Source organism: Pseudovibrio exalbescens DSM 16456 (genome assembly GCF_000422785.1).
GTDB lineage: Bacteria > Pseudomonadota > Alphaproteobacteria > Rhizobiales > Stappiaceae > Pseudovibrio > Pseudovibrio exalbescens.
The window spans coordinates 15,106-30,899 of record NZ_AUGS01000016.1; the positions used below are offsets into that span (position 1 = coordinate 15,106).

The 15,794-nt window shown below is 56.3% G+C and carries 16 protein-coding genes; 9 read left to right on the plus strand and 7 right to left on the minus strand.

Going from position 1 to position 15,794, the window contains the following annotated elements:
• Positions 1 to 13 precede the first annotated feature (13 nt).
• Positions 14 to 301: an Asp-tRNA(Asn)/Glu-tRNA(Gln) amidotransferase subunit GatC gene (gene gatC, locus G512_RS0111555; RefSeq protein WP_028481855.1), complete on the minus strand. Its 288-nt coding sequence runs from the start codon at positions 299 to 301 to the stop codon at positions 14 to 16.
• A gap of 181 nt (positions 302 to 482) precedes the next feature.
• Here gatC and G512_RS20900 point away from each other — a divergent pair, with 181 nt between their 5' ends.
• On the plus strand, positions 483 to 1,022 hold the full coding sequence (locus G512_RS20900; protein WP_036489654.1) for a TetR/AcrR family transcriptional regulator: 540 nt from the start codon (positions 483 to 485) through the stop codon (positions 1,020 to 1,022).
• Between the two features lie 36 nt (positions 1,023 to 1,058).
• Here the strand turns inward: G512_RS20900 and G512_RS0111565 are convergent, their stop codons facing one another.
• Positions 1,059 to 1,670 carry a hypothetical protein gene (locus tag G512_RS0111565; RefSeq protein ID WP_028481856.1) on the minus strand — a complete coding sequence of 204 codons (612 nt, stop codon included), beginning with the start codon at positions 1,668 to 1,670 and terminating at the stop codon, positions 1,059 to 1,061.
• Between the two features lie 416 nt (positions 1,671 to 2,086).
• Here G512_RS0111565 and G512_RS0111570 point away from each other — a divergent pair, with 416 nt between their 5' ends.
• Positions 2,087 to 2,563 carry a YHS domain-containing (seleno)protein gene (locus tag G512_RS0111570; RefSeq protein ID WP_028481857.1) on the plus strand — a complete coding sequence of 159 codons (477 nt, stop codon included), beginning with the start codon at positions 2,087 to 2,089 and terminating at the stop codon, positions 2,561 to 2,563.
• Between the two features lie 84 nt (positions 2,564 to 2,647).
• On the opposite strand, the gene G512_RS0111575 is transcribed toward G512_RS0111570, so the two are convergent.
• The 3 genes from G512_RS0111575 to ung form a co-directional block, all read right to left on the minus strand.
• A complete protein-coding gene (locus G512_RS0111575; RefSeq protein WP_028481858.1) occupies positions 2,648 to 3,310 on the minus strand; it encodes a hypothetical protein in 663 nt (220 codons plus the stop codon).
• A gap of 161 nt (positions 3,311 to 3,471) precedes the next feature.
• On the minus strand, positions 3,472 to 4,188 hold the full coding sequence (locus G512_RS0111580) for a metal-dependent hydrolase (protein WP_028481859.1): 717 nt from the start codon (positions 4,186 to 4,188) through the stop codon (positions 3,472 to 3,474).
• Between the two features lie 44 nt (positions 4,189 to 4,232).
• Entirely contained in the window at positions 4,233 to 4,937 is a 705-nt protein-coding gene (ung, locus tag G512_RS0111585) for a uracil-DNA glycosylase (protein ID WP_028481860.1), read from the minus strand.
• Positions 4,938 to 5,089: 152 nt separating this feature from the next.
• Here ung and ruvX point away from each other — a divergent pair, with 152 nt between their 5' ends.
• The gene (gene ruvX / locus G512_RS0111590) at positions 5,090 to 5,584 is read left to right on the plus strand and encodes a Holliday junction resolvase RuvX (RefSeq protein ID WP_028481861.1); all 495 of its coding nucleotides are present in this window, start codon (positions 5,090 to 5,092) and stop codon (positions 5,582 to 5,584) included.
• Between the two features lie 44 nt (positions 5,585 to 5,628).
• The gene (locus tag G512_RS0111595; RefSeq protein ID WP_028481862.1) at positions 5,629 to 6,555 is read left to right on the plus strand and encodes an AEC family transporter; all 927 of its coding nucleotides are present in this window, start codon (positions 5,629 to 5,631) and stop codon (positions 6,553 to 6,555) included.
• A gap of 7 nt (positions 6,556 to 6,562) precedes the next feature.
• Here the strand turns inward: G512_RS0111595 and G512_RS20905 are convergent, their stop codons facing one another.
• Positions 6,563 to 8,218, minus strand: a complete 1,656-nt coding sequence (locus G512_RS20905; RefSeq protein WP_036489657.1) for an acyl-CoA dehydrogenase family protein — start codon at positions 8,216 to 8,218, stop codon at positions 6,563 to 6,565.
• 125 nt (positions 8,219 to 8,343) lie between these two features.
• On the opposite strand from G512_RS20905, the gene G512_RS0111605 reads away from it, so the two are divergent.
• From G512_RS0111605 to dprA, 4 genes are read left to right on the plus strand one after another with little or no spacing between them, the layout of a single operon-like run.
• Positions 8,344 to 9,309 carry an aspartate carbamoyltransferase catalytic subunit gene (locus G512_RS0111605; RefSeq protein WP_178378261.1) on the plus strand — a complete coding sequence of 322 codons (966 nt, stop codon included), beginning with the start codon at positions 8,344 to 8,346 and terminating at the stop codon, positions 9,307 to 9,309.
• Positions 9,310 to 9,319: 10 nt separating this feature from the next.
• Positions 9,320 to 10,624: a dihydroorotase gene (locus tag G512_RS0111610; protein ID WP_028481864.1), complete on the plus strand. Its 1,305-nt coding sequence runs from the start codon at positions 9,320 to 9,322 to the stop codon at positions 10,622 to 10,624.
• 24 nt (positions 10,625 to 10,648) lie between these two features.
• A complete protein-coding gene (gene plsY / locus G512_RS0111615) occupies positions 10,649 to 11,266 on the plus strand; it encodes a glycerol-3-phosphate 1-O-acyltransferase PlsY (RefSeq protein ID WP_028481865.1) in 618 nt (205 codons plus the stop codon).
• Positions 11,267 to 11,269: 3 nt separating this feature from the next.
• Positions 11,270 to 12,406, plus strand: a complete 1,137-nt coding sequence (gene dprA / locus G512_RS0111620) for a DNA-processing protein DprA (protein ID WP_028481866.1) — start codon at positions 11,270 to 11,272, stop codon at positions 12,404 to 12,406.
• A gap of 5 nt (positions 12,407 to 12,411) precedes the next feature.
• On the opposite strand, the gene G512_RS0111625 is transcribed toward dprA, so the two are convergent.
• Positions 12,412 to 12,633 carry a hypothetical protein gene (locus G512_RS0111625; protein WP_028481867.1) on the minus strand — a complete coding sequence of 74 codons (222 nt, stop codon included), beginning with the start codon at positions 12,631 to 12,633 and terminating at the stop codon, positions 12,412 to 12,414.
• A gap of 300 nt (positions 12,634 to 12,933) precedes the next feature.
• Here G512_RS0111625 and topA point away from each other — a divergent pair, with 300 nt between their 5' ends.
• Positions 12,934 to 15,744: a type I DNA topoisomerase gene (topA, locus tag G512_RS0111630; protein WP_028481868.1), complete on the plus strand. Its 2,811-nt coding sequence runs from the start codon at positions 12,934 to 12,936 to the stop codon at positions 15,742 to 15,744.
• Positions 15,745 to 15,794 lie beyond the last annotated feature (50 nt).

Sequence of the window (15,794 nt, forward strand, 5' to 3'; positions counted from 1 at the left end):
GAGGCGGCGGGCCTTATTCAACAACCTTGGGCACCATGAAGAAGTTGTCTTCGGAAACCGGTGCGTTCTTGACGATCTTGTCCGCATAACCGCCATCGGTCTGACCGTCTTCGCGCATCTTCATCTTCTGCTCGACAACCGACGTCATCGGCTCAACACCGTCAATGTTGACTTCGTCCAACTGCTCGACAAAACCCAGAATGGCGTTCAGTTCACCAGTCATTTTTTCAGCTTGCTCATCATCAACCTTGATGCGAGCCAGCCCTGCAACACGCTTTACCGTGTTCAAATCAACAGACATGCGCTTCTCCGCTTCATGCCGGCACAAAAACCGGCCCTCTTGTTTCTGTCTTGCTATAGCCGGGGGATGGGCGGGATATCAACAACCAGGCCACGCTCATCCTCATTTGCAACACCTTTACGAAACTCACGAGGACCGTTAATACTGAGGGATCTCAGTTCCAACCGCTCAGAACACGATCATGGCTGCAAAACGAGGCCGACCGCGCGACGCCGCACTCAGCCGAAACATCCTGACCAGTACTTTGGCAGAGGTCGCACAAAACGGATTGCACGGGGCACGGCTTGATGTGATTGCAGCTTCAGCCCATACCTCAAAACAAGCGCTCTACCGACGCTGGCCATCAAAGGATGATCTGATATGCGAGGCTGTCCGTCATGGATTTTCGCGAATCCCGGCGCAACCGCCAGGCTCAGCCTCTTTGATGGACGATCTGCTGGGTGTAACCGCGTGCTTTCAGGAAGCCCTGACCGCCTCACCTTTGGGAAAAGCCTATCTGTGCCTTGCGACATCACCGCATACGGCTGCCGAGGCGCGGCTGATTGAGGGCGAACAACGCACCTACTTCAGGCAGATGTTCGTGTTTCATGGCACGACAGTGGGCATGGAAGAAAAGATCGACAGCATTCTTGCCCACCTTTTCTACCGTGTGCTCTTGGACAAGCCCCCACTTGGCAACATCGCCCTCAAGAACTTCGTCAGCGGCTTGCTACGAGAATAGCCACCCGCATAGCAGCCACATCATGAAGGCGCACCGTCACAATTCGGAGTTTCCAGAATTCGGTGCGATGTCTTCGGATGGCGCATCCTCGAGGGGCCGTCCAAGAATGTCGACCTGACCGCTCAACGGATGCGACATGACGCGAGCCAGCGGACTTGCGACAAATCCAATGGCATAATAGATCCATGGCGAAAGGGCCAGGTCGAACAACTGGTTGACGAACTGCCCGATCATGTAAACGATCCCCGCGCCAATCACCGCCGTGACCGCCATCAATAGCCAATATACGCTCATACCCAGCACCGGCGACTTGTTGTAGGTCCAGACCATCAAACGGGCTTCCAACATTTCGAAATAAAGGATCGGCCCCTTTGCTCCTGCAAATGCACCGATCAGAACGCCGATCATCACCAAGGCCAAAACAAAAACCAGAAGGCCATTGTCCGTACTGCTCATGAAGCTTGAGACCGGGATCAGGACGGCAACAAGTATTGCCAGATAGATTGAAAACGCCAATGGACGTTTTACGCCCTGAAAAAACATCCAGAACAAGGACCCAATAAGCAGGAAAACAATACCAAGAAGGCCTGCCGCCTGATTGACGGACTGCTGAGACTCGTATTCCTCACGGCTAACCCAGCGAACCATGACACAACACCTTTTAAAGTAGAAAAAAGAGAAACACTACTTATGCGCGTGTCGTGACAACAGGGTGACAAAGTGAAGAAACAATCGGAATGTCGTTTTTCCCCTTGCTAGAAAAACCAATACTTCCTTGTGTTTCAACACCCTACAAGAACAGGCGTAGTTCAACTTAAACCAAAGGTATGAGACTTGCCTTGGGCAGCCTGCCCTGAAGAAAATAGGCCTCTGGCCTCAAGCACCCACCTTCACGCCTGCCTGACGCGGCATCGCGGCACCGTGATCGCCTTTGATTGGCGATTTTCAAAGCACTCCCGCAAGGTAAGCGCATCAATAGAACAACCCGGATCCATGCCCATAGTCGCCCCAAACGAAATGCCTACACACAAACCGGATACCGGCAATTCTGAGAGGACACTCACATGCAGCTTAGAACCTCGCTTAAAGACATCGCCATTGCCAGCTTCCTGAGCGTGGCGCTCCCCCTCGCCGCCCTTGCAGACGACATCACCACCTTCACTGAAAACGGCGTTGCGATCAAAGGAACGGATCCGGTGGCCTACTTCACAGAAGGCAAGCCCGTGCAAGGCTCGTCTGACTACGCAACGACATATGATGACGTGACCTGGCAATTCTCCAGCGCCGAAAATCTGGCCAGGTTTGAAGCCGATCCTGAAAAATATGCGCCGCAATACGGCGGATGGTGCGCAACCGGGGTCAGCTTCGGCTACAAGATACCCATCATGCCCGACAAGTGGTCCATTGTGGACGGCAAGCTATACCTGAACGCCCATGACGGGGCTCATCGCCGCTTTACCGAACGCACGGATGAAGTGATCAACAACGCCAATACAAACTGGCCAACAATCAAAGAAACGCCCGCAGACGACCTGGGCTGATTGGTTGACCTTCATATCCCATCGCGCCAAGAGCCGCAGCCATACAGCCGCGGCTCTTGGTCGTTTAAAATACCGTTTTCGTTATTATTGCGCAGGCCCGATCCGAATTGTCTGTAAACGGTCGATTGTTTGCTGCACCGTATCCACGTTGACAGGCCATGTTTCCGGCTTCTGTGCCGAGAACCGGGTGCCGCGCCACTCATGATAAACCTTGACGAAAGTATCCTTGACTTTCGCGAAGTGAAAAACGGCCACCTCGCCGGTCTTTTTACCATATCCGCTGCCCTGAGGGGCATGTGGCGAGGCCTCACACAACAGCAAAATCGTGCGAGACGCACCTGATCCGGACAAGGGCTTGAAGGATATCCGCTCCTGACCACAGATATCCACGTAAACCTGAAGACTCATGGAGATATAGGAGTCTAGTGGAATGTCTTGATCTGCCTTCAGGTAGTCACCACGCACCGCATAAAGCTGGCTCCAACTCTCAAACTTCTGGCCTTTCGGGATTTGTTCAAGAATGAACTGCGGTCCGTTCTGCTGGCGAAAATACTCACTTTGCGCCCGCGGATCGCCATCGGAGACCCAGATTGGCGGCGGGAAGCTGACCATGGCTTCATACACGTTAACAGCCTGCACGAAAGAAGCCTCTTTTGCATGCGCCGTCGCCGTCAAAGTGGTGACGCCAGCAACCGATGCGCCCGCGACAAGCAAGCCCGCGCACAGCCCCAATTCCTTCAAATTCACGGGATCTCCAGTTCAGTTTACACAATTACAGATGCGAGCGTTGCCCAACCAAACCGCCCAGTCTCAGGGCAACGCTCACTTTGTTTCTTCCCTAAAGGTCGCAGGTTTTGCGAAGCTGTACGATGCACAACCGCTGATGCTCTCTTCAAGCCAGCGCGGGGCTAGCTCTTGCTCACATCCACCGTTTCACCCGGCTTCAAGTCCGCAATGCGGAAGCCATCAGCGCCCATCTCTTCAATGAAGTGATCGGCACTTTGATCCAGAATTGGAAAGGTCCTGTAGTGGCAGGGCAATATGGTTTTGAAATCAAAGAAACGCGTGCAGGCCATGGCAGCGGTTTTCGCCCCCATTGTGAACCGATCTCCAATGGGTACAATCCCGATCTCGGGGGCATACACTTCGTTGATGAGCGCCATATCACCAAAAATGTCCGTATCGCCCATGTGGAACAGGGTTGGCTCATCGTCCGCCATGATGATCACACCATGCGGGTTTCCCATGTATGTATATCCCTCGCCCGCCTGCGATGTGGCAGAGGAATGCTGGGCTTGGGTGAGCGCCACCTTGAAAGGTCCTACATCCACACAACCGCCTGAGTTCATGGGATTGATGTTCTCAACACCTCGCGATTGCGCCCACATGCAGATTTCGAAGTTCGCCGTCAGCTGAGCACCTGTTTCCTTCAGGATATGAATGGCATCGCCCACATGATCATCATGACCATGGGTGAGAACCAGATGGGTGATGTCTTCACTGACAGAAGCAACGGTGGCGTCCTCCGGAAAGGTGGGATTGCCGGTGAAAAAGGGATCAAACAGAATTTTCGCGTCTTTGATTTCGACAGTGAATGCCGAATGGCTCCAATAAGTCAATTTCATGGTCAGCTCTCCCGATTTGGCGCAGGGTCGAGCAACCCTTGCGCTTATTGCTGATCTGCCGCTAACGTCAGGGACTCAAGCTCCCAACGTATACACGAACTGCCCTGCCGGGTTAAATAGGCGTTGATCTGTGAAAAGGGAGCGGATCCGAAAAAACCGCGGTATACAGACAATGGAGATGGATGAGCGCCCTTCAATACCAGATTGCGCTCCGGATCGACCATCGCTGCTTTCTTCTGTGCATGCGCGCCCCAAAGCAGATAAGCAAGACCTTCGCGTTCGCGGGCGAGCGCTGTCAGAGCCGCACTGGTAAAGGTCTCCCAGCCCTTTTTGGCATGAGACCCGGCCTTGCCCTCCTCCACGCTCAAGCTGGTATTGAGAAGCAAAACGCCCTGTTCCGCCCACGATTGCAAACACCCGTGCTCAGGCATGGCCACGCCCACATCGGCCTCCATCTCCTTGAAGATATTACGCAAGGAAGGCGGAAACCTGACCCCTTTGCGAACGGAAAAGCTCAAGCCATGCGCCTGTCCGGGCCCGTGATACGGATCCTGCCCGACGAGTACGACCTTAACCTTGGAAAACGGTGTGGCATTGAACGCGGCAAACCGATCTTCCCGAGGCGGATAGATGGTTTTGCCAGCAGCCTCTTCGGCCGCAAGAAAAGCCGCCAAGCTTTTGAAATAGGGCTTGTCGAACTCTTCTTGCAGAACACTGCGCCATTCCGGCTCAAGGTCCAGTGGGCTCATCTGATATCTCCCGTCATTCCAATGGTGATGCTGTGAGACCATGTCTGGCGCCATGTGACCAGCGTGTTTACCCCCGCAAACCTGCGCTTTCCACGTGAATTGCAAGGATCAGGAGCGTGGCATTTTTCCGGGAACCGTGCTACAGCGCGCTCATGAGCACGAACACACCGGTCCTTTCGCTGGACGAATTTGAACAGACATTGCCTGATACCGGGCGCGTGATGGGCCTTGATCTTGGCACCAAGACCATTGGTCTGGCCCTGTCTGATCTGGGGCGCAGCATCGCCACGCCTCTGGAAACGATCAAGCGGAAGAAGTTTACGCTGGATGCTGACCGGTTGCTGGAGTTGTGTCAAACCCATGCGGTTGTCGGTCTTGTTCTCGGCTTGCCTTTGAACATGGATGGCTCTGAAGGCCCGCGTGTGCAATCCACAAAGGCGTTTGCGCGCAATCTTGCCCAGCGCACCTCCATACCCATGGTATTTTGGGACGAGCGCCTATCCACCGCCGCCGTCACCCGCACCCTCATTGATGCGGACCGTTCTCGCGCTCGCCGCGCCGAACTGGTTGACAAGATGGCCGCAAGTTACATTCTGCAAGGATTGCTGGACCGGCTGCATTATGGCGGCACCAGCTTCTTCGACTAAGGCGACACGGGCCTCCGCACCGCCCCTACCTGCGAAAGACTGTCATGCAAACCGTGCTTGGGGCATTGGCTCCCGTTCTCTTGCTGATCGCCACCGGCTGGGGGCTCGCCACTTACCGGATTTTGCCGCGAGAAAGCTGGAGTGGCATCGACACGCTTTCCTACTGGATACTTTTTCCTGCTGTTCTGTTCACCAATGTGGCTGGCGCGGATTTTTCAAGCCTGGATCTGGGGAGCTACGCCATAGCATTATACGGTGCCTTGGCCCTTCTATGTATCCTGTTGGTGCCGCTGGGCCGCTTGCTCAAGTCTGTTCTGAACGTTGACAGCCCATCCTTCAGTTCAATCTTTCAAGGCACGACCCGGTGGAACGCCTTCATTGCCATGGCCATTGCCAGCAACCTCATGGGCCAGACCGGGTTGGCCCTTACTGCCATCACCATGGCACTGCTGATCCCGATTATGAATGTGCTCAGCATCACCATGATGACGGTGTACGCGTCCTCCAGCCGTTTATCCTTAGGCGCACTGCTTTGGGGGATCATTCGCAACCCGTTTATCGTCTCGATCAGCGCAGGGCTGTTGCTCAACATCAGCGGCCTGGCCTTACCACCTGTCCTTGCGGATTATACCAGCTTCCTCGGAAGAGCTGCCCTGCCCCTTGCGATTTTGAGCGTCGGCGCGGCCATTGACCTCAACTCCCTGCGCCGCCCCGGACCACGCCTGCTGGTGGGCCTTGGCATGCGTTTGGTCATCTCACCCGCCATTGCCCTGTTCGTGGCAACGGTTTTAGGCCTTGCTCCAGAGACCACCTTGATGCTGGTTATGGCGTTTGCCGTGCCAACCGCCGCCTCCGCCTACGTTCTGGCCAAGCAAATGGGCGGCAACGCGCCGCTCATGGCCGAGCTGCTGGCCTTGCAAACCGTTGTTTCGGCAGTGACCGTGCCGCTCTGGCTTCTGCTGCTGATCTAGCGGGCGCTCACGCCACCAGATACAGCGAGTCGATGATGTGCCGAGCATCATGACGGGCATCCAGCATGCCGTAGGTCGAGCGCCACTGACCGGCCATTCGGCTGTCCATGAAGGCATCCGCCACATGGGCAGGCGCGGCATCCTTCAATGCGGCAGCAGCGGCCGTCAACGCCAGTTGCTCGGTCAGAATGCGCGCGCTGCCCGGATCATCAATGCATGTGCGGGCAGCAGCTTGCAGCACCTCAACAGACACCTTGCCGGCCTTGCCCAGCCGATGTTCCAAATGATCCAGAACCGCCATGAACCCTTCGGATTCTTTGGTCATGGCGCGCATCAGGTCCAGTGCCATCACATTTCCCGAGCCTTCCCAAATGCTGTTGACGGGTGCCTCGCGGAAAAACCGTGCCATATCATGATCTTCGACATACCCGTTGCCACCGAGGCATTCCATTGCCTCCCCGGTCACCGCCATGGCCGTTTTGCAGACCCAGTATTTGGCCACCGGTGTAATGATCCGCAGGTAGCTTTGTTCCACACTGTCGCCATGAGCACTGTCAAACGCCCGTGCCAGCCGCAATGACAGAGCTGATGCAGCAGCAACATCCAGCGCCATGTCAGCCAGCACCCTCAACATCACGGGCTGATCGATCAACGCCTTGCCGAATGCCGTGCGATGACGGGCATGATGAACGGCGCGCGCGACGGCGCCCCGCATCAGACCGGCCGAGCCCAGCGCACAATCCAGTCGCGTTGGATTGACCATTGTCAGGATTGCCTTGATCCCGGCCCCGTCTTCGCCAATCAGAAAACCGTGCGCATTGTGGAACTCAACCTCAGAAGACGCATTGGAGTGATTGCCCAACTTGTTCTTCAAGCGCACAAGGTTCAGCCCGTTGACCCGGTCATTGTCCAGAACGCGGGGCACAAGGAAACAGCTCGGCCCGGCCTCAGTGGCAGCCAGCACGAGAAAGGCATCGGACATGGGCGCAGAAAAGAACCATTTGTGGCCGTTGATGACGTGGGTGCCGTCACCAGCATCCTGCGCGGTAGTGACGATCTGGCGCAAATCGGTACCGCCCTGCTTTTCCGTCAGCCCCATTCCCAGGCTCACGCCATTTTTTTGCGAAGGCGCACGGAAGCGTTGATCATAGGTTCGGGACCTGATCAACGGATGCCACACCTCGGCAATCTCAGGGTTCTGTTCCAACGCCACACCTGCGGCATTGGTCATGGTGACGGGACACAAATGCCCCTGCTCCACTTGAGACATCATGTAGTAACGCCGTGCCCGGTCGAAATAGGCATTGCCGGCATGCGGCGCTCTGGCATCCACGGAAGCACAATGCAGACCGGCGGCAAATGATCGACGCATCAAGGCATGGTAGGACGGATGAAACTCCACCACGTCCAGACGGCGGCCATATGCATCGTGCGTCTTGAGCTCCGGTTGATGCATGTTGGCCATCCGCCCAAGGTCGAGAGCATCAGCTGCACCAAATTGCGCGCCCAGCTTCAACAGATCCGTGCGGGTTGTCTCCGTATCCTGAGTCTGTCCCTGCATCGCCAGCAACAAGGGGTCGCTCTCGCAAAGATTGTATCCGAAATACGGCGGCGCCTGATTGAGAACAGGTTGTCCGAAGCCGTTACCATCATTCTTTAGCATTATACAATCTCCCGAGACCCGCGGTTTACGCAGCTTATTCAAAGGCATCCTTGCCGCATATCGCAACTAGACGTTAAGGCAAGGTTATTTCCCTCTTTACGGCTTTGCTCGCCCCCCGTATAGAGATGACTTCGATGACCAAAGACACAACGCATCGATCCACATCCTATCCTCACCGGCACCTTCTCGGCATCGAGGGGTTGCAACCGTCGGAAATTCTCCATCTTCTGGACCTCGCGGATGAAGCCGTCGAAGTCTCCAGACAGGTCGAGAAACAAAAGGCGGTTCTGCGCGGCCGGACACAAATAAACCTCTTCTTCGAGGCATCCACTCGCACTCAGGCTTCCTTTGAAATCGCAGGCAAACGCCTCGGTGCGGATGTGATGAATATGGCTGTCGCCTCGTCCTCTGTCAAAAAGGGCGAGACGCTTATTGACACCGCTGCCACACTCAATGCCATGCGACCAGACCTTCTGGTGGTCCGACATCAATCTGCCGGTGCCGTACAGTTGTTGGCGCGCAAGGTAGAGTGTTCGGTCGTCAACGCAGGCGATGGTCAGCATGAACATCCCACGCAGGCTCTTCTGGATGCGCTTACCATGCGCCGCCACAAGGGAGATATCGGCGGCCTTCGGATCGCTATCTGCGGCGATATACGCCATTCCCGTGTTGCTCGTTCCAACATTCTTCTACTCAACGCACTCGGGGCCCGCGTTCGCGTCGTTGCTCCGTCAACCCTTCTGCCCTCCGGTATCCATAATATGGGCGTCGACGTTTTCACTAACATGCGCGAAGGCCTGGAAGGCTGTGACATCGTGATGATGCTTCGCCTCCAAAGAGAACGCATGAGCGGCGCGTTTGTGCCGTCAGTGCGTGAATATTTTAAGTATCACGGACTGGACAAGGAAAAGCTCAGCTACGCCAAGCCTGATGCCCTAGTCATGCACCCGGGCCCAATGAACCGAGGCGTGGAAATTGCTGCGGAAGTCGCTGACGGACCACAAAGCCTGATCAAGGAACAGGTTGAAATGGGTGTGGCCGTGCGAATGGCAGTCCTTGAAGCCCTCGCAACCCACCTGCCGACAAAGTGAGGAACTGAGCATGGCTGAAACAAACAATCCGCTCGTTCTGACCAACGCGCGGGTGATTGATCCGGCTGCCAACAAAGACGAACCGGGCGCCGTTCTCATCAGAAACGGCATCATTGAAGCCGCCGGATCTGCCGCCTTGAATCAAGGGGCCCCTGAAGGGGCAATCACCATGGACTGCGGCGGCGCCATTGTGGCTCCCGGCCTTGTCGACATGGGAGTTACCGTCGGCGAACCCGGCGCAGAGCACCGCGAAACACTGGAAAGCGCCAGTCAGGCCGCAGTGGCAGGCGGCGTAACGACCATGATCACCAGCCCGGATTGCGACCCGGTCATTGATGACCCGGCGTTGGTGGACTTCATCCTGCGCCGGGCTCGCCACACCGCCATCGTCAATGTCCACCCCATGGCCGCGCTCACCAAAGGCTTGAACGGGCAGGAAATGAGCGAAATCGGCCTTCTGAAGGAAGCCGGGGCCGTGGCCTTTACCAACGCCACACACCCGGTCACGAACTCGCAAGTGTTTTCTCGCCTTCTGACCTACGCCCGCGATTTCGACGCGCTCGTGGTGCATCAGGCTCAGGACAAGGACCTGGCCGGAAGCGGTGTCATGAATGCAGGACTGCGCGCGTCGTGGTTGGGACTGGGCGGAATTCCCCGCGAAGCGGAGTTCATCGCAATCGAACGGGACATGCGGCTGGTGGCCATGACCCGCGGCAAGTATCACGCACGTCTGATCTCCTGCCCGCAAAGCGCCAACGCCATTCGTCAAGCGAAAAAGGATGGGCTCAACGTAACCGCAGGCATTTCGATCAACCACTTGACCCTGAATGAAAACGACATCGCGAACTATCGTACGTTCCACAAGATGTCACCGCCTTTGCGCACAGAGGACGACCGGATGGAAATGGTGCGTGCGGTTGCCGACGGTACCATTGATGTCATCATGTCGGACCATAACCCGCAGGATGTGGAAACAAAGCGTCATCCGTTTGCCGAATCTGAAGACGGTGCGCTAGGGCTTGAAACCATGCTGGGGGCTGGCATGCGCCTTGTTCATAGCGGCGACGTGCCCTTGACGAAGCTTCTGGCGGCGATGACCTGCAATCCGGCAGATCGACTGGGACTTGAGGCCGGCCGTCTTTCAAAAGGGGCTCCAGCTGACTTGATCGTGTTCGATCCAGACCGTCCTTGGATTGTCGAGAAGGAGAATATCCGCTCGCGCTCCAAGAATTCGTCGTTTGAAGATGAAACGTTGCAAGGACGGGTTTTGACAACTCTGGTAGCAGGTCGCATTCTGTACAACATCGCGGCGTAATGCACCAGAACGGAGACCGAATTCGTGCCAGATCCAATCAGCTGGTCTTTCTCTCTACCCTACTATGTCCTTGCACTGGCCATCGGATACGTGCTCGGTTCAATTCCATTCGGTCTTCTTGTCACGAAGATCGCCGGTCTGGGGGATATCCGCCAGATCGGCTCCGGTAACATTGGCACAACCAACGTGTTACGAACCGGACGCAAGAGCCTTGCGGCGATTACCCTTCTGGGAGACGCCTTGAAAGGGACAGTGGCTGTGCTGCTCACCGGGTTTTATCTCGGCCCGGAAGCCGCCATTCTGGCCGGGTTGGGCGCTTTCATAGGGCACCTGTTTCCCATCTGGCTCAAGTTCAAGGGCGGCAAGGGTGTCGCAACCTATATCGGCATCCTTTTGGCGCTGAGCTGGCCCATTGGCATCGCCTTCTGCGTCATCTGGCTGCTTGTTGCATTCATCACCAAGTACTCATCCTTGTCGGCGCTGGTCGCGTCCTTGTTGACACCCTTTATGCTTGCGGTTTTTGACCAATGGCAACTAGCAGAAGTCATGGGTTTGCTGTCGATCCTCCTCTGGGTAAAACACCATGAGAACATTTCTCGCCTGCTGAAAGGCACCGAAGGAAAAATCGGCTCGAAAGGATAGACCATGACAACAGCCACTGCCGGCCGCGCGTTAGTATTGAACGACGCGCAGCGGCTGGCATGGCTGCGCCTAATCCGGTCAGAAAACGTGGGTCCGCGCACATTCCGCCAGCTCCTCAATCATTTCGGATCGGCAGAAAATGCGCTCAAGGCCCTGCCCGAGTTGTCGAAACGTGGTGGCAAGGCCGCATACAAGGTTTGCCCCACAGATCGAGCAGAAGCCGAGCTTGAGGCCGCTCGACGCTTTGGTGCCCGCATTGTTGCGCTGGGAGAGCCAGACTACCCACCCAACTTGCGCAGGATAGATGCTCCGCCCCCACTGCTCACGCTCAAGGGCCCCCTTAACGCATCCAGCCCGCGAACAATCGCGATCATCGGCGCCCGGAACTGCTCGCTGGCGGGTTCAAAACTTGCGACAACCTTTGCTGAGGAACTGGGCCGCCATGGCTATGTGATCGTCTCCGGCCTGGCACGCGGAATCGATACGGCCGCACACAAAGCGAGCCTAAGAACAGGCAGTATTGCCGTTTTTGCAGGTGGAATTGATGTGATCTATCCCCATGAAAACCGGGTGTTGGTGAGTCACTTGATGGATGAATCTGGCCTTTTGGCAACAGAAATGCCGACGGGCCTCAAACCTCGGGCGCGTGACTTTCCACGCCGAAATCGGCTGATTTCCGGCATGTCACTGGGCGTTCTCGTCATAGAGGCCGCCAGCCGGTCAGGCAGCCTGCATACGGCACGATTTGCTCTGGAGCAAAACCGGGAAGTCTTTGCAGTGCCCGGATCCCCGCTCGATCCCCGTTCGGAAGGCGCCAATCGGCTGATACAGCAAGGCGCCGCGCTCACGATCGATGCTGATGATATTCTTCAGGTTCTGGAGACACAAAACCAGCTATCTCTGACAACCCAATTTGATGAGCCAATGGAAAGTACCCCGAATGACATTCCCTACAACGAGTTGACCCAGGACAATCGCCAGCGTCTTCTCTATGCGCTCGGCCCTACGCCAACGGACGTGGACGAATTGTTGCGTTTTCTGGAAATCCCCGCACCGGCATTGCAGATCATGCTGCTGGAGCTGGAACTGGCGGGACGATTGGAACGCCACCGCGGCAACAAGGTTTCACTCGTTGGCTGAGACGCTCAAGCTGGCTCACTGACACCTACGCCCTTTGCGGGTGCAAGCTCGTACCGCTTGCGCTCCTGGCGCGCTTCTTCTTCAGCCATCGACAACATGTAGGCAAGAAAGTTCAACTGGCTATTTGAAGCCATGGAGGCAAGTTCATGACACATTTTTTCACAATAGGCGGCTGTCTCCGACCGGTCCGCATGAACCTCGGCTTTGACGGGGGCACAGTCACTCATGGAATTCCTTTCCAGTATCCAGGTTTTCTACCTGTTTAAACGCTTTCAAAATCGCTTTGTGAAATGCAGTCTGAAATTGTAATCGCTTAAAACTGCCATCCAAGAGGGAATTGAAAGTCAAAACATTGCTTGACGCAAGGGCGTGGTATGTCGCAGCTCAGCTTATCCACTCTTGACCTCGCGCGCTGAAAAGGCCATTTGACACCCGCGACTGTATCCGAGATTGTCTCGGGTCGACTCACTTGCATCCCGTGCACCGCACCAATTCAAAAGCGAAAAGTCGCGAGAGTTTGGATTTAAATGAACATCGTCATTGTTGAATCACCGGCGAAAGCCAAGACCATCAACAAATACCTTGGTTCCGGATACAAGGTATTGGCCTCCTATGGCCACGTGCGGGATTTGCCGCCAAAGGATGGCTCTGTTCTGCCGGAAGAAGACTTCAAAATGTCTTGGGCGGTGGACTCCAAATCCCAAAAACGGCTGAGCGATATCGCCAGTGCAGTGAAGGATGCCGACCGGCTCATCCTCGCAACCGACCCTGACCGCGAGGGGGAAGCGATTTCGTGGCACGTTCTCGAAGTCTTGAAGAAGAAGAAGCTTCTCAAGGACAAGAAGGTTGAGCGCGTCGTCTTTAACGCGATCACCAAGAACGCCATCCTGGAGGCAATGCAGAACCCGCGTGAGATCGATGAGCCACTGGTAGATGCCTATCTGGCACGCCGCGCTCTCGACTATTTGGTGGGTTTCACCTTGTCTCCTGTTCTCTGGCGCAAGCTGCCTGGCGCACGTTCCGCCGGTCGCGTGCAGTCAGTTGCCCTGCGCCTCGTTTGTCAGCGCGAGAACGAGATTGAGGATTTCGTAAGTGAGGAATACTGGTCCATCCTCGCCAATCTGACGACGCCGGCACAAGATGCGGTTCAGGCGCGCCTGACCAAGTTCGACGGCAAGAAGCTGCAAAAGCTGGACATCAAGAATGAACAGCAGGCGACGGCGATCAGAACCATGCTTGAGAACGCCAGCTTCAAGGTCAGCTCGGTCGAGTCCAAGCCCCAGAAGCGGAACCCGTTTGCGCCATTCACGACCTCGACATTGCAGCAGGAAGCCTCCCGCAAGTGCGGTTTTGCAGCAGCGCGTACCATGCAGGTCGCACAGGGCCTTTATGAAGGCGTGACCATCGGCGGCGAGACCACGGGTCTGATCACCTACATGCGTACCGACGGCGTGCAAATCGCGCAGGAAGCCATCCATAGCGCTCGCTCCGTGATCGGCAAGCAGTTTGGCGATCGCTACGTTCCTGAAAAGCCGCGGTTCTATTCGTCCAAGGCGAAGAATGCACAGGAAGCGCACGAAGCGATTCGACCCACGGATCTGTCCCGACATCCTCGCGACGTTGCCAAGTATCTGGATCCGGACGCGGCCCGGCTTTATGAACTGATCTGGAAACGCACCATCGCCAGTCAGATGGAAAGCGCGGTTCTGGAACGCACGACCGTGGACATTGATGCGACCAGCGGCGGGCAGACAGCCCAGTTGCGCGCAACAGGGTCCGTTGTGCGGTTTGACGGCTTTCTGACGCTGTATCAGGAAGGACGCGACGACGAGGAGGACGAAGATTCCCGCCGTCTGCCTGCCATGAACAAGGACGACGTTCTGGCTCGCACGGGTATTGAGGCCAATCAGCACTTTACAGAGCCGCCCCCGCGCTACACCGAAGCAACGCTTGTCAAAAAGATGGAAGAACTGGGCATTGGCCGCCCGTCCACCTATGCGGCGACCCTGCAAACTCTGCGGGACCGTGGGTACGTGGTTCAGGACAAGAAACGCCTTGTGCCTCAGGACAAAGGCCGTCTGGTAACCGCCTTTTTGGAAGGCTTCTTCGAGCGGTATGTGGAGTATGATTTCACGGCTGCACTCGAAGATCAGTTGGACAAGATTTCCGCAGGTGATCTGGATTGGAAAAAGGTTTTGCGCGACTTTTGGAACCCGTTCCACGAGATTTGCGATGAGGTCATCAAGCGGTCCAACACCGAAGTTCTGGACGCCCTCAATGAGATCCTCAGTGCCCACGTCTTTCCGGACAAGGGCGATGGAACCGATCCGCGCAAGTGCCCCAAGTGCGAAACCGGCCGCCTTTCTCTGAAGGTCAGCCGATACGGGGCTTTTGTTGGGTGCTCCAACTACAACAAGGACAAAAAGGACGGCAAGATCCCGAACGAGGATCCACCGCATTGTGATTATACCCGGCAGGTGTCCGCAACTGGCGACGGTGCGGACGAGGCAGCCGGCGACGGTCCGAAGGTCCTTGGCGTCGATCCGGAAACCGGCTTGGAGGTCAGCCTGCGCACGGGGCGCTTCGGCCCCTACGTGCAGCTTGGGGAGGAAGCAAAACCCAAGCGTTCTTCCCTGCCACGTGGCTGGTCGCCCTCTGACATTGATCTGGAGAAGGCCCTGCAACTGCTGTCGTTGCCGCGCGACGTGGGCCCTCACCCGGAAGATGGCAAGATGATCACGGCAGGTCTGGGTCGCTTTGGACCGTTTGTCCATCACGACAGTACCTATGCCAACCTTGATGGACCTGAAGAAGTGTTTTCCGTGGGTATCAACCGCGCCGTGACGCTCCTTGCCGAAAAACGCGCCAAGGGTGGTGGACGCCGCGGAGCCGCCAAACCACTCAAGGAGCTGGGCGAGCATCCAGATGGCGGCGCGATCAATGTGTACTCCGGACGCTATGGACCCTATGTAAAGTGGGAAAAGATCAACGCCACCCTGCCCAAAGACAGCAAACCGGAAGAGGTGACGCTGGAACAGGCGGTGGAACTGGTGAACGCCAAAGCGCAGGCCAAGGGTAAAACCAAGAAGGCAGCCCCGAAGAAGGCGGCCGCCAAAAAGACCGGTGGCAAAGCAACAGACGGCGCAGCCAAGGGTGTCTTGAAGGATTTCGGTGCCCACCCGGACGGGGGTGAGATGAGCCTTAGAGACAGTGGACGCCTGGGTATCCGGTTGAAGTGGGACAAGAAATTCATCCCGCTCGGCAAAGACGTTGACCCGGATAAATTGACATTCGAAGACGCGGTATCAATCGTAAACGCCCAAAAGGCGACGGGATAGTGCGTCGTAACCGACCCGACATTCGGGTACAAGCGCAGCCAATGCAGGCT